At 44.8% G+C, this 12,999-nt stretch carries 13 protein-coding genes; 12 read left to right on the plus strand and 1 reads right to left on the minus strand.

Features of this window, described 5'->3' with window-relative positions:
* The first annotated feature begins 12 nt into the window (after positions 1 to 12).
* From PPM_RS07010 to PPM_RS07050, 9 genes are all read left to right on the plus strand, one after another.
* A complete protein-coding gene (locus tag PPM_RS07010) occupies positions 13 to 1,251 on the plus strand; it encodes a glycosyltransferase family 2 protein (protein WP_013370071.1) in 1,239 nt (412 codons plus the stop codon).
* A 321-nt stretch (positions 1,252 to 1,572) separates the two neighbouring features.
* A complete protein-coding gene (gene infC, locus PPM_RS07015) occupies positions 1,573 to 2,070 on the plus strand; it encodes a translation initiation factor IF-3 (RefSeq protein ID WP_007429515.1) in 498 nt (165 codons plus the stop codon).
* Positions 2,071 to 2,090: 20 nt separating this feature from the next.
* Positions 2,091 to 2,291 carry a 50S ribosomal protein L35 gene (gene rpmI, locus PPM_RS07020; RefSeq protein ID WP_007429516.1) on the plus strand — a complete coding sequence of 67 codons (201 nt, stop codon included), beginning with the start codon at positions 2,091 to 2,093 and terminating at the stop codon, positions 2,289 to 2,291.
* A gap of 53 nt (positions 2,292 to 2,344) precedes the next feature.
* Complete coding sequence (rplT, locus tag PPM_RS07025) at positions 2,345 to 2,704, plus strand: 50S ribosomal protein L20 (protein ID WP_007429517.1); 360 nt, start codon at positions 2,345 to 2,347, stop codon at positions 2,702 to 2,704.
* Positions 2,705 to 3,071: 367 nt separating this feature from the next.
* Entirely contained in the window at positions 3,072 to 4,109 is a 1,038-nt protein-coding gene (locus PPM_RS07030; RefSeq protein ID WP_013370073.1) for a BMP family lipoprotein, read from the plus strand.
* 138 nt (positions 4,110 to 4,247) lie between these two features.
* Positions 4,248 to 5,786, plus strand: coding sequence for an ABC transporter ATP-binding protein (locus PPM_RS07035; protein WP_013370074.1), 1,539 nt, complete (start codon positions 4,248 to 4,250; stop codon positions 5,784 to 5,786).
* Entirely contained in the window at positions 5,779 to 6,858 is a 1,080-nt protein-coding gene (locus PPM_RS07040; RefSeq protein WP_013370075.1) for an ABC transporter permease, read from the plus strand. Before PPM_RS07035 ends, PPM_RS07040 begins: the two co-directional genes overlap by 8 nt.
* Before the next feature lies 1 nt (position 6,859).
* Positions 6,860 to 7,819, plus strand: coding sequence for an ABC transporter permease (locus tag PPM_RS07045; RefSeq protein ID WP_010349245.1), 960 nt, complete (start codon positions 6,860 to 6,862; stop codon positions 7,817 to 7,819).
* Positions 7,820 to 8,077: 258 nt separating this feature from the next.
* Entirely contained in the window at positions 8,078 to 8,428 is a 351-nt protein-coding gene (locus PPM_RS07050) for a hypothetical protein (RefSeq protein ID WP_013370077.1), read from the plus strand.
* 28 nt (positions 8,429 to 8,456) lie between these two features.
* Here the strand turns inward: PPM_RS07050 and PPM_RS07055 are convergent, their stop codons facing one another.
* On the minus strand, positions 8,457 to 8,897 hold the full coding sequence (locus tag PPM_RS07055) for a GNAT family N-acetyltransferase (RefSeq protein ID WP_013370078.1): 441 nt from the start codon (positions 8,895 to 8,897) through the stop codon (positions 8,457 to 8,459).
* Positions 8,898 to 9,510: 613 nt separating this feature from the next.
* Between PPM_RS07055 and ilvB the strand changes: the two genes are divergently transcribed.
* From ilvB to ilvC, 3 genes are all read left to right on the plus strand, one after another.
* Positions 9,511 to 11,256, plus strand: a complete 1,746-nt coding sequence (gene ilvB, locus PPM_RS07060) for a biosynthetic-type acetolactate synthase large subunit (RefSeq protein ID WP_013370079.1) — start codon at positions 9,511 to 9,513, stop codon at positions 11,254 to 11,256.
* Position 11,257: 1 nt separating this feature from the next.
* Positions 11,258 to 11,743, plus strand: a complete 486-nt coding sequence (ilvN, locus tag PPM_RS07065; protein ID WP_013370080.1) for an acetolactate synthase small subunit — start codon at positions 11,258 to 11,260, stop codon at positions 11,741 to 11,743.
* Positions 11,744 to 11,906: 163 nt separating this feature from the next.
* On the plus strand, positions 11,907 to 12,899 hold the full coding sequence (gene ilvC / locus PPM_RS07070) for a ketol-acid reductoisomerase (protein WP_013309387.1): 993 nt from the start codon (positions 11,907 to 11,909) through the stop codon (positions 12,897 to 12,899).
* The last annotated feature ends 100 nt before the right edge of the window (positions 12,900 to 12,999 follow it).

Genomic DNA, 12,999 nt, shown 5'->3' on the forward strand with positions numbered 1-12,999 from the left:
TAACAAGAGATCATGTTAGACGCTATTTTCGTGACGCTCCAGATCATACTGGCGTTGATCGCAGTCTATCAGTTTGCATTCTCCTTGTTCGGATTGGTTCGTAAGAAAAGGAAAGAGCAGGCGGCTCCAGAAAAATCATTTGCTATTTTAGTCGCTGCCCACAATGAAGAACAAGTTGTCGGAGCACTGATGGAAAATTTAAAGCAGCTTGACTATCCAAAGGAACTGTACGATGTATTCGTAATCTGTGATAACTGCACAGATAAGACAGCGGACATCGTTCGCGCTCACGGCATGAATGCTTGTGAACGTACGAATCCGAATTTGCGTGGTAAAGGCTATGCTATTGAGTGGATGCTCAAAGAGCTATGGGCTATGCGGCGTCAATATGATGCCATTGTCATGTTTGATGCCGACAATTTGGCGCATACCAATTTCCTGAGCGAAATGAATAATGATTTGTGCTCAGGTGCTCGTGTTATCCAGGGATACATTGATACTAAGAACCCTGAGGACTCTTGGATCACAGCAGCATACGGGGTATCTTATTGGTACATCAACCGTCTGTGGCAGTTGTCACGTCACAACCTGAATATGGCTAATTTCCTCGGTGGTACAGGCATGTGCTTTGAAACAAATCTGCTCAAGGAAATGGGCTGGGGTGCAACAAGTCTGGTAGAGGATTTGGAATTCACTATGCGTTGTACACAACGCAACGTGTATCCAAGATTTAATTACGATGCCAAGGTGTATGATGAGAAGCCGTTGACGTTCAAAGCTTCTTCTAGACAGCGTCTGCGCTGGATGCAAGGTCACTTCACGGTTGCTCGTCGTTATTTCTTCCCGTTGCTGTGGCAGAGTATCAAGCATAGAAGCCTGATTAAATTCGATATGGCTCTTTATGGTCTGAACGTGTACATCGTACTGTTTACCTTTTTGATGACAGTAGCGATGTGGATAGATATTGTATTATTTGGTGGTCCCAATATTGAAAATATCTACGTACAATTCCCTGCTTGGACCGGTTTTGTGGCTGTGAGTCTGAATATTATCACCTTTTTAATCGCGATGATCTTGGAAAAGGTCACGTTCAAAAAAGTATATCTGTACTTGCTGCTGTTCCCAGTCTATCTGATTTCGTGGTATCCGATTACGTTCTATGCGTTCTTTACACAGAACAACAAGCAATGGAGCCACACCCAGCATACGCGTGTCGTTCGTCTGGAAGAGGTTCAGAGCAAGCAAGGCTAATTAACAATGAAGTAAGACTATGCAACCTACAGCGGATGTGTACACCTAATTTTTTATAAAAGTGTTGACACCTCTGTAGTAGCATGATATGATACTTGAGTATGTTAATTGAAAAGTATGGATTAACAAGCAGAAGGTCCGACTTCTCACCTGTCCGGTATTGCCGGCTGGTCATGATCCAATGATTTGTGAATTGAACTTTCATGATGAATTGAGTATCAGACAGGGATGTCGGCTGCATAGTCGTCATCCCTTTTTTGTGCTTAAACACAATACAACAATAACAGGTTCTGGAGGTGGAGGGTTATTAGTAAGGAACATATGATCAATGATGAGATTCGAGTGAGAGAAGTACGTCTAGTTGGTGCAAACGGGGAACAAATCGGTATTAAACCGACTCGTGAAGCTCTGCAAATGGCTATTGATGCAAACTTGGATCTCGTGAACGTGGCGCCTCAAGCGAAGCCGCCCGTGTGTCGGATTATGGATTACGGTAAATTCCGCTATGAGCAACAGAAGAAAGAAAAGGAAGCCCGTAAAAACCAGAAGATCGTTGACATCAAAGAGGTATGGTTCCGTTCCAACATCGAGGAACATGACTACCAGACCAAGTTTCGCAATGTGGTGAAGTTCCTGAATGAAGGGGACAAGGTGAAATGCTCTGTTCGTTTTCGTGGTCGCGAAATTACCCATGCTAATGTGGGACAAAAAATTCTCGAACGTGTAAAAACGGAAGTTGCTGATCTTTGTACCGTGGAGCGCCAACCCAAGCTCGAAGGACGCAGCATGATTATGATATTGGCTCCAAAGAGTCAATGACAAATTAAGGAGGAAGTTCAATGCCAAAAATGAAAACACATAGCAGCCTTAAAGGCCGCTTCAAAATTACCGGTACTGGTAAAGTAACGCGTTACAAAGCTTACAGAAACCACTTGCTTTCCCACAAATCCAAACGTGCAAAACGCGTTCTGGGTACTAACCCTGAGATGGCACCTGGGGACGTTAGACGTCTGAAACAAGGTCTTGCTAACCTGAAATAGCATTAAGCACGGAAATAAATAAAGTATAAACATTATTTGGGAGGTCTTTTGATATGGCAAGAGTAAAGGGCGGATTCGTCGTTCGTCGTCGTCATAAAAAAGTATTGAAGCTTGCTAAAGGTTATTTTGGTTCCAAACACCGCATTTTTAAAACAGCTAACGAGCAGGTAATGAAATCGCTTGTTTACGCATACCGTGACCGTCGTCAGACGAAACGTAACTTCCGCAGACTGTGGATCGTGCGTATCAACGCAGCAGCTCGTTTGAATGGTTTGTCTTACAGCAAATTGATGCACGGTCTGAAATTGGCTGGTGTAGACATTAACCGTAAAATCTTGGCTGATCTTGCAGTCAATGATATTAATGCATTCAACTCTTTGGCAACTGTTGCTAAAGGTAAAATCAACGCTTAATTAAGGCGTAAAAACCGCGAAAGTGGTAACAAAGGTGTCCCGAGCAGTACGCTGTGTAGGGACGCCTTTTTTTGTACATTCTTAACACTAAAAAGGACTTCGTTTTCTTCGAAATACGAATAAATATGACGTGTGATGATAGAATGTATGGATTTTTCGATTTTGTAACGCTTACATTTTTGGGATTCTAAAAAAAATTGACCCAAGGTTATTAATTGTCTAGATTTTAGCCGATCATAATTGTATAATCTCTAAAGTAAGTCTTCTGTACGATCTGTCTCGTCAGTAAATGACATGAAAATGATGTGTATTTTCTAAAGAAAAGAGACAGTCCAGGGATCTAACACTAAGGGGGAACAGTATCAGCATGAAGAAATTGTTTAGTATGTCTTTGGTTATGCTGCTGGCGATCTCGGTCATTCTCGCAGGCTGCGGTAACAAAAATCAAGGTGCGTCCAACGCAAATGGTGGAGAAGCAGGCGGTTCTGCCAAAACATCAAATGTCCAACTTGGCATGGTTACTGATGTGGGTGGAGTAAACGACAAATCGTTTAACCAATCTGCTTGGGAGGCACTTCAAGCTATTGAGAAAGAATCAGGCGTTAAAGTTAAATACCTGCAAAGTAAATCCGACCAAGATTATATTCCTAACCTCAACCAATTCGTTAAGGGTGATTTCAACCTGACTTGGGGAATCGGTTTTAATCTAGCTAATGCGATTGGACAAGTAGCAAAAGACAATCCGAACAAAAATTTGGCGATCATTGATAGTGTTGTGGATGCGCCTAACGTTAAATCGGTTGTATTTGCTGAAAATGAAGGTTCCTTCCTGGTGGGGGTTGTGGCTGGTAAACTTACTAAAACAAACAAAATTGGTTTTGTGGGTGGACAAGACAGCCCGCTGATCAAACGTTTTGAAAAAGGATTTGAAGCAGGGATTAAGGCTGTTAATCCAAAAGCACAACTGAATGTGAACTATACGGGTGCATTTGATAAGCCAGATCTCGGTAAGGCTGCAGCAGCAACGATCTACAACGATGGTGCGGATATTATTTTCCATGCAGCTGGCGGATCAGGAACAGGCGTATTTAACGAAGCACTCGCGCGTAAGCAGCAAGGTCAGCAAGTATGGGTTATCGGTGTAGATAAAGACCAATCACTTGAGTTTGGTGACGAGGTAACATTAACTTCCATGGTAAAACGCGTAGATGAAGCAGTAAAACGCGTATCCCAAGAAGTAATTGACGGTAAGTTTAAGGGCGGTGTCGAAACACTGGCTCTGAAAGATAACGGAATTGGTTTGGCAGATACATCTACAAAAAACGTTCCAAAAGACGTGCTTGATCTTGTAGAACAATACAAGCAAAAAATCATTAAAGGCGAGATTACAGTCCCTTCGAAATAAGTTAGACTGAAGAACATAGAGGTGGCGACAAGGCTGGTTCATAAGACTAGCCTTGTTCTTACGTCTGGAGTTATAAGATTATAACGGTCAATATCAGCTCATTGGAGCACATACTATAAAGTGTATAAGGGTGATCTCATGGATGCAGCGACCCCCGTCGTTGAGTTAAAGCAAATTACAAAACGATTCCCCGGCATCGTTGCCAACGACTCCATCAGCATCAAGCTGCATAAGGGAGAAATTCATGCCCTTTTGGGTGAGAATGGCGCGGGTAAATCTACGCTTATGAATATTCTTTTCGGACTATATCAGCCGGATGAAGGGACCATTGAAATGGGAGGGAACCCCGTACAGATTGATAGTCCAAATAGGGCGATTGATCTGGGGATCGGCATGGTGCATCAGCATTTTAAGCTCGTACAGCCGTTTACCGTAACCGAAAATATTGTCCTTGGGTCGGAGCCACGTAAAGGTCTGAAAATCAATTATAAAAAGGCTGACGCAGAAGTACAGCGGTTGTCTGAACAATACGGACTTCAGGTAAATCCGAATGCCAAAATTGAGGATATATCTGTTGGTATGCAGCAGCGTGTGGAAATTATCAAAACGCTCTATCGCGGTGCAGATATTCTGATTTTCGATGAGCCAACCGCGGTGCTGACACCGCAGGAAATCTCTGAGTTGCTGGAAATTATGAAGCGCTTAGTAGCTGAAGGCAAATCAATCATTCTTATCACTCATAAACTCAAAGAAATTATGCAAATTGCAGATACGGTTACGATCATTCGCCGAGGTAAAGTTATTGACACGGTCAAAACATCCGAAACAACACCAAATGAGCTGGCGGAGAAAATGGTGGGCCGTCGTGTGTCCTTTAAAGTGGATAAGAAGCTTGCTCAACCAGGACAAACTGTACTGGAAATGAACAAAGTAATTTCTAAAAACAAGGATGGCATTCATGTTCTGAATGAATTGAACCTGCAGGTTAAGGCCGGCGAGATTTTGGGGATTGCTGGAGTAGACGGCAATGGACAGAGTGAGCTGATAGAAGCTTTGACAGGATTACGCAAGGTGGATAGCGGAAGTATCCGTTTGCTCGGAAAAGAACTGGCAAATCAGCCACCGCGCAAAATTTCAGAGGCAGGCGTTTCACATATACCGGAGGACCGCCATAAGCATGGATTGGTGCTCGATTTTTCCATGAGTGAAAATATGGTGCTGGAGACGTATTATCAGGCGCCTTACAGTAAAAATGGCTTCTTGAACAAGGACGCTATAGAAAAGCAGGCAAAAAGTCTTATCGAGAAGTTTGATGTTAGAACACCAGATATTCATACCAAGGCAAGATCGCTATCTGGTGGGAATCAGCAAAAAGCAATCATAGCGCGTGAAATTGATAAAAACCCAGACCTTCTCATTGCGGCGCAGCCTACACGCGGGCTGGATGTCGGGGCTATTGAATTTGTCCAGAAACAATTGATTGCCCAGCGGGATCAAGGTAAAGCAGTACTGCTCATTTCTTTTGAGCTGGACGAGATTATGAATGTATCCGATCGAATTGCTGTTATCTATGAAGGCAAGATTGTCGGGGAAGTGCTGCCTGAAGAAACGAATGACCAGGAACTGGGACTGATGATGGCAGGAAGTGCAGTGAAGAAAGGAGCAGAGAATGGCTAACTTATTAAAAATATTCACAAAAGACTCCTTTGTTCTGGCTCTAGTCTCTATTATTTTAGGCCTCCTTCTGGGTGCTATCGTGATGATGATTGGCGGGTATGACCCTATTGTGGCTTATTCCGCTTTATTTAGCCGTGTGTATGGAGATTCCTACAACTTTGGCGAAGCGATCCGTGAGATGACTCCTTTGATTCTAACAGGATTGGCATTTGCTTTTGCGGCTCGTGCCGGGTTGTTTAATATCGGTGGCGAAGGGCAGTTTTTGGTCGGTATGACAGCTGCTTCGATTGTGGGCATCAAACTTCATGGGCTGCCTGCTATCATTCATGCACCGCTGGCTGTGATCGCAGGAGCAGTTTTCGGAGGCTTGTGGGCAGCGATTGCTGGCTATTTGAAGGCTAAGCGAGGCGTGAACGAAGTTATTACCTGTATTATGATGAACTGGATCGGCCTGTATTTGGCTAATTTGGTGATTAATCAGTTTGCACTTATGGAAGGCGAAAATCGCTCTGTGGATATCCAACCTTCCGCTTCCATTTCCATTGATTGGCTGTCCCAGATGATGGGGAATGCTCGGGTTCATTGGGGCACAGTTATTGCTGTGCTGGCGGCAGTGTTTTTCTATATTTTTATGTGGAAAACAAAGCAGGGCTATGAGCTTCGGGCTGTCGGATTTAATCAGGATGCATCCCGTTATGCAGGCATGAATGTAAATCGCAATATTATAAAAGCGATGTTTATTAGTGGTGTTTTTGCCGGATTGGCTGGTGCTTTTGAGGTGCTGGGGGTTTTCCATTATCAATCTGTCATGGCAGGGTCACCGGGAACGGGCTTTGACGGTATCGCTGTGTCTTTGATCGGGATGAATAATCCGTTCGGTGTACTGCTCGGTTCTGTTTTGTTCGGAACACTTACGTATGGTTCTGCGGGGATGAGCTTTAGCGCGGATGTACCGCCAGAAATTATCCGAGTAGTCATTGGCTCGATTATTTTCTTCATTGCGGCCCAAGGCATTGTGCGTTGGGTTGTAAAGCCGCTCTACTCCAAGCGTAAGAAAGAGAAGGTGTTGTAAAATGAGTTGGTTAACACTTGGTGAATTAATCCATACAACGCTCGTTTTTGCGACGGCGATTATTTTTGCGTCTCTTGGCGGAGTTTTTTCGGAAAAATCCGGTGTAACGAATCTGGGATTGGAAGGACTTATGGTATTTGGGGCGTTTGCGGCAGGTGTTGGCGGATTTTATGCCGAGCAAGCTGGACTAGGAGGCACCTCTGCGGCCTGGGTAGGTGTGCTGTCAGCTGCGGTGTTCGGTATTCTGGTTTCGCTCATTCATGCTGTTGCCTCTATTACGTTTAAAGCCGATCAGGTTATTAGCGGGATTGTCATTAACTTCTTGGCAGCGGGTAGTACCCTGTACATGGTTAAGCTGTTATTCGAGGGTGATGGTGACACCGGTCGAATTCAAGGCTTTAACGAGATATCCATCCCTTATCTTGTGGATATTCCGATTGCAGGAAAAGCATTTTTCCAAGCCTACCCAACGACATATCTAGCTATTCTATTGGTTATAATTGGCTACTTTACTTTGTATAAAACTCCGTTTGGCTTGCGTTTGCGTTCAGTAGGGGAGCATCCGGGTGCAGCCGATACCGTGGGAATCAAGGTCAATCGCCTTCGTTATATCGGTGTTATGATTAGTGGTGCGTTGGCTGGGATTGGTGGAGCAACAATCACTTTGACTACAACCAATATGTTCTCACATAATACCGTTTCGGGGCAGGGCTATATTGCTATTGCTGCTATGATTTTCGGTAAATGGAATCCGCTCGGTGCTTTTGGCGCGGCAGTGTTTTTCGGTTTTTCACAAGCCATTCGCAACTATGTGCAGCTGTTCGCATGGTCGCAAAGTATTCCCCAGGAAATTATTTTTATGTTGCCGTATCTCCTGACGATTATTGTGCTGGTGGCGGCAGTTGGACGTTCACGCGCTCCGGCTGCTTTGGGTCAACTGTATGATCCAAGCAAGCGTTAATAACTCATAGACAGCTGAATGTTTTTAAATATACGCGTTAGTGTATATGAAAATCTGGTATCTGCATGTGCAGGTACCGGATTTTTTTACATTGTGCAGGCATTTAAACATACGCTTCTGGCTTGAATGGAATAGACTGTGCTATGCAGATTGGACGGACGCTCGGCCCCTGTCAGCTCCAGTCTATTTTGTGGTGGTGGTAAGCTATCAAGGAGCCGTTCAATCTGTCCATCCGTTGAGAAAGAAGGAGGAAATACGATGAAACAGGCAGTAACCAGAAAGCAGGTGGAGAAGCTTGTCGGCAAAGTCATCTTCGCTACACGTAAGGATGGCTCCCGGGTCAGTGGCAAGCTGATTCGCATTTCAGGTAACCGACTGATTCTCCAACCAAACCGTAAGAAAAAAGTAAACACGAAGGCGATTATTCCTCTGGTGCTTTTTGATTTGCTTGCCATTGGCACAGCTCCATACGTTGGTGCCTACGGTGGCTACGGTCCAGGTTATGGAGGACCAGGCTATGGAGGGCCAGGATATGGTCCACAGTATGGACCGTACACAGACGGGGGCTACCCCGGGGTAGGCTATCCTTTTTACCCTAACTTTTTTTAGTTTTACAAAATCCCGAAAACCATGCTTTTCACAATGACTTTTCGAGTTCGTGACATCGGCTTAGAGCCACATATCGTAGCATGTGGTATTGATGGCGTAGATAAAAATGGATCCCTCGCACATTGTCTTCGTCCACCATCACTTTAGCCCGCTTGCAACGTCGCAGTCGGCCGTATTGCTCGGCATACTCCAGCAACTTTTTTCCGTATCTTTTACCTTGATGAGCCGAAGAAATTGCGATCAAATCAATGTATAATAGTTCTCCATGCAGCATAACATGAATGAAGCCAACAACCTGTGCATTATCCGGTCTGCAAGCTACAAAAGTGATGCCCCGGTTTAAGCGCCGGGGTAATTCTTTACGTATTTGATCCATTTCTTGGGCACTTAAATGCGATAGAGGGACAAGTTCTTGCTCGATTAGACGAAATATCATGTTGTCATCTTGGGCGCATCGTTTGCGAATCATAAACGGGCCTCCTTTTTACCCTTTTAACAAGATATGACTTGGTCTTTGAAGGAGTACAAAATCTCACTGTGCGGTCTTTTTTATAATATGCGGGTACCTCTTACAAGCGTGCGACCCAGAGGTGTTTAAGCGGAGAAACATAAATTTTTATGAAATATGGGTATTGACTATCCCAGATGGGGGACATATAATGTGTCTAAACATTTGAAAGAATGACATGAACACAACGGCAATGAAGAGGACGAAGTGATTAGGGCTCTTTTGTTCAGAGAGTGAGGCATTAGCTGCAAGCTTCACCAAAATCCCTTTTTAACGAGCTCACCTTGGAGCTGTTTTCCTGAAAAGTATTTGGGCCCCATGATATTAACGGTGCGCCGAATCGCCTATTAGGGAAAATCGTACGGTCTACGTTACAGACGCCAGATATGGAGATCCTTTGTGATTTCTGTACCTGCCAAGGTTCGGTATTGCGAAATATCGGGCAAACACGGGTGGTACCACGGAAGCTACAGCCTTTCGTCCCTCAGTAACAGCAAGTCTGTTCTAGGGATGAAAGGTTTTTTTGTTTTTACAAATGTCAGCTGTATGTAAATTTTGTAAAGGAGGATGACCAATGAGTGCACAAATTCCTGAAGTTAGGTCAACCGATGAATTACGTCAAAAGTGGATGAAGCCTGAGGTGATTACAGGTTCGGAAATTTTACTCCGTAGCCTTTTGCTGGAGGGAGTAGAGTGTGTCTTTGGATATCCAGGTGGTGCAGTGCTTTATATCTATGATGCCATGTACGGCTTCAAGGATTTCAAGCATGTCCTCACTCGTCATGAGCAGGGAGCTATTCATGCGGCAGATGGTTATGCACGGGCAAGCGGTAAAGTTGGTGTCTGTATCGCGACTTCCGGACCTGGAGCGACAAACCTGGTAACTGGCATAGCGACAGCTTATATGGATTCGGTGCCGTTGGTGGTCATCACGGGTAATGTTGTATCTTCCCTGATCGGTACAGATGCTTTCCAGGAAGCTGATATCACGGGAATTACAATGCCGATTACGAAACACAGCTATCTGGTGAGAGATGTAGAGGATCTGCCGCGAATCATCCATGAGGCATTTCATATTGCCAATACAGGTAGAAAAGGACCAGTACTGATTGATATTCCGAAGGATGTCTCCGCAGCCCAGACGTTGTTTGTTCCACAGACGGAACCTGTGACCATGCGGGGTTACAACCCGAATGTGTTGCCCAACAAAATTCAACTAGACAAGCTGACTCAAGCTATCGCCGAAGCAGAACGTCCATTCATTCTGGCAGGTGGAGGAGTTGTATACTCCGGTGGACATGAAGCACTTTACGAGTTTGTTCGTAAAACGGAAATTCCGATTGCAACAACATTGCTTGGTTTGGGAGGATTCCCAAGTGGACATGAACTCTGGACAGGGATGCCGGGAATGCACGGAACATACACTTCCAATCAGGCGATTCAACAGTCGGATTTGCTGATCTGTATCGGTGCCCGCTTTGATGATCGGGTGACAGGCAAGTTGGATGGATTTGCTCCTCAAGCCAAAATCGTACACATTGATATCGATCCTGCTGAAATCGGAAAAAATGTTGCCGCGGATATTCCAATCGTAGGCGACGTGAAGGCAGTATTGGAATTGCTGAATCAGGATGTGAAACGCGCGGATCTGGCAGATGCATGGAGAGCGCAAATTCAGCAATGGAAAGCTGCGAAACCTTTTTCTTATAAGGATTCTGAAACAGTGCTTAAACCACAATGGGTTATTGAATTGTTGGATAAAACGACCAAGGGCGGAGCAATCGTTACGACGGACGTAGGACAGCATCAAATGTGGGCAGCACAGTATTACAAATTTAATCAGCCACGTTCATGGGTCACCTCTGGTGGACTGGGTACGATGGGATTTGGTTTCCCTTCTGCCATCGGCGCTCAGATGGCCAATCCCGACAGATTGGTAATATCGATTAACGGAGACGGTGGCATGCAGATGTGTTCGCAGGAATTAGCCATCTGTGCAATCAATAACATTCCGGTCAAAATCGTAATCATCAACAACCAGGTACTTGGAATGGTTCGCCAATGGCAGGAATTGATCTATAACAATCGGTACAGTCACATTGACCTGGCTGGAAGCCCGGATTTTGTGAAACTGGCCGAAGCATACGGTGTCAAAGGACTGCGTGCTACGAATAAGGAAGAAGCACGTCGGGCTTGGCAGGAGGCGCTTGATACACCCGGACCGGTCGTTGTCGAGTTTGTAGTCAGCAAGGAAGAGAATGTATATCCGATGGTGACGCAAGGTTCGACAATTGATCAAATGCTGATGGGGGACGAGTAAAATGACGACAAAAAATACCATTGCTGTACTGGTAAATGATCATCCCGGCGTTTTGCAACGTGTGTCCGGACTGTTTGGTCGCCGTGGCTTCAACATTGAGAGCATAACTGTGGGTCAATCGGAAGAAGTTGGATTATCCCGTATGGTCATTGTGACTGTAGGAGATGAGAACAACCTGGAGCAGATTGAAAAGCAGCTTTACAAGCTGGTTGATGTGATCAAGGTCATCGATCTCAGTTCCAAGCCGATGGTTGCTCGGGAATTGGCAATGATTAAGGTAAAGGCTGAACCGCCTCAGCGACCAGAAATTATGGGCGTGGTAGAAACGTTCAGAGCAGCTGTAATTGATGTTGGAACGACAAGCTTGATTGTTCAGGTCATTGGCGATACTGAAAAAATCGATGCGATGATCGAGTTGTTGAAGCCTTACGGTATTCGCGAGTTGACCCGAACCGGGGTTACAGCTATGATACGTGGAAATGCATAATATAAAGCTTTAACGATTTACCGCTTATAGCGCATTACATCATTAAAGAACCGCCCGCATAAGAGCGGGTGCTCGAAGAGATTTTTAGATACCAATCATGAGGCGAAGTCTCTTGGAGTACCCGCTCATTATGAAGGGTCCAATTAAAAGGAGGAAATTAACCATGGCAGTTACAACGTACTACGAAAAAGATGCAGAACTCAGCGTATTGAAAGGAAAAACAGTGGCCGTAATTGGTTACGGTAGCCAAGGACATGCTCAAGCACAAAACTTGCGTGACAGTGGTGTAAATGTTGTTATTGGTTTGCGTGAAGGCAAATCAGCTGATGTCGCAAGAAACGACGGTTTTGAAGTTCTGAACGTAGCTGATGCAACAAGCCGTGCAGATGTGGTTCAAATTTTGTTGCCTGATGAAACTCAAGCTTCTGTCTACAAAAACGAAATCGAACCTAACCTGAAAAAAGGCGCAGCACTTTTGTTCTCCCATGGTTTCAATGTTCATTTTGGACAAATCGTAGCTCCTAAAGATAGCGATGTATTGCTGGTTGCTCCAAAATCCCCAGGACATATGGTACGTCGTACCTATGTGGAAGGGTTTGGTGTACCGGGATTGATCGCAATTGAACAGGACGCAACAGGCCAAGCCAAAGAAATCGGTCTTGCTTACGCAAAAGGCATTGGCTGTACACGTGCAGGCGTAATTGAAACCTCCTTCCGTGAAGAAACGGAGACGGACCTGTTCGGTGAGCAGGCGGTATTGTGTGGCGGTGTGAGCGCACTCGTAAAAGCGGGCTTTGAAACATTGACTGAAGCCGGATATGCTCCTGAGATGGCATACTTCGAATGTTTGCATGAGCTTAAGCTGATCGTTGACCTGATGTATGAAGGTGGATTGGCAACAATGCGTGATTCCATCAGTAATACAGCAGAATATGGCGATTATGTAACTGGACCACGTGTGGTAACAGAAGATACGAAGAAAGCCATGAAGGATGTATTGACTGACATTCAACAAGGTAAATTTGCTCGTGACTTCATCCTTGAAAATCAATCTGGACGTGCATTCCTGACGGCTACTCGTCGTAATGAAGCTAACCATCCGATTGAAGTGGTGGGCGGACAATTGCGTGAAATGATGCATTGGATCAAAAAGTAACAACCTTTTGTACTATAAGCTCGACAACATGAATTATTTATAAATATTAATTACAATGCGGCCCTGCTTATTGCGTGAGCCGCATTGTAATTTAAGGGTC

Origin of the sequence: Paenibacillus polymyxa M1, from assembly GCF_000237325.1 — a bacterium.
Lineage (GTDB): Bacteria > Bacillota > Bacilli > Paenibacillales > Paenibacillaceae > Paenibacillus > Paenibacillus polymyxa_C.

What these genes read in the sequence shown, in the direction of transcription:
- ilvB (WP_013370079.1), top strand. Translation starts at nt 9,511, where the DNA reads ATGAGTGCACAAATTCCTGAAGTTAGGTCAACCGATGAATTACGTCAA.
- infC (WP_007429515.1), top strand. Translation starts at nt 1,573, where the DNA reads ATGATCAATGATGAGATTCGAGTGAGAGAAGTACGTCTAGTTGGTGCA.
- rpmI (WP_007429516.1), top strand. Translation starts at nt 2,091, where the DNA reads ATGCCAAAAATGAAAACACATAGCAGCCTTAAAGGCCGCTTCAAAATT.
- ilvN (WP_013370080.1), top strand. Translation starts at nt 11,258, where the DNA reads ATGACGACAAAAAATACCATTGCTGTACTGGTAAATGATCATCCCGGC.
- PPM_RS07030 (WP_013370073.1), top strand. Translation starts at nt 3,072, where the DNA reads ATGAAGAAATTGTTTAGTATGTCTTTGGTTATGCTGCTGGCGATCTCG.
- PPM_RS07055 (WP_013370078.1), bottom strand. Translation starts at nt 8,897, where the DNA reads ATGATTCGCAAACGATGCGCCCAAGATGACAACATGATATTTCGTCTA.
- rplT (WP_007429517.1), top strand. Translation starts at nt 2,345, where the DNA reads ATGGCAAGAGTAAAGGGCGGATTCGTCGTTCGTCGTCGTCATAAAAAA.
- PPM_RS07010 (WP_013370071.1), top strand. Translation starts at nt 13, where the DNA reads ATGTTAGACGCTATTTTCGTGACGCTCCAGATCATACTGGCGTTGATC.
- PPM_RS07045 (WP_010349245.1), top strand. Translation starts at nt 6,860, where the DNA reads ATGAGTTGGTTAACACTTGGTGAATTAATCCATACAACGCTCGTTTTT.
- ilvC (WP_013309387.1), top strand. Translation starts at nt 11,907, where the DNA reads ATGGCAGTTACAACGTACTACGAAAAAGATGCAGAACTCAGCGTATTG.
- PPM_RS07035 (WP_013370074.1), top strand. Translation starts at nt 4,248, where the DNA reads ATGGATGCAGCGACCCCCGTCGTTGAGTTAAAGCAAATTACAAAACGA.
- PPM_RS07040 (WP_013370075.1), top strand. Translation starts at nt 5,779, where the DNA reads ATGGCTAACTTATTAAAAATATTCACAAAAGACTCCTTTGTTCTGGCT.
- PPM_RS07050 (WP_013370077.1), top strand. Translation starts at nt 8,078, where the DNA reads ATGAAACAGGCAGTAACCAGAAAGCAGGTGGAGAAGCTTGTCGGCAAA.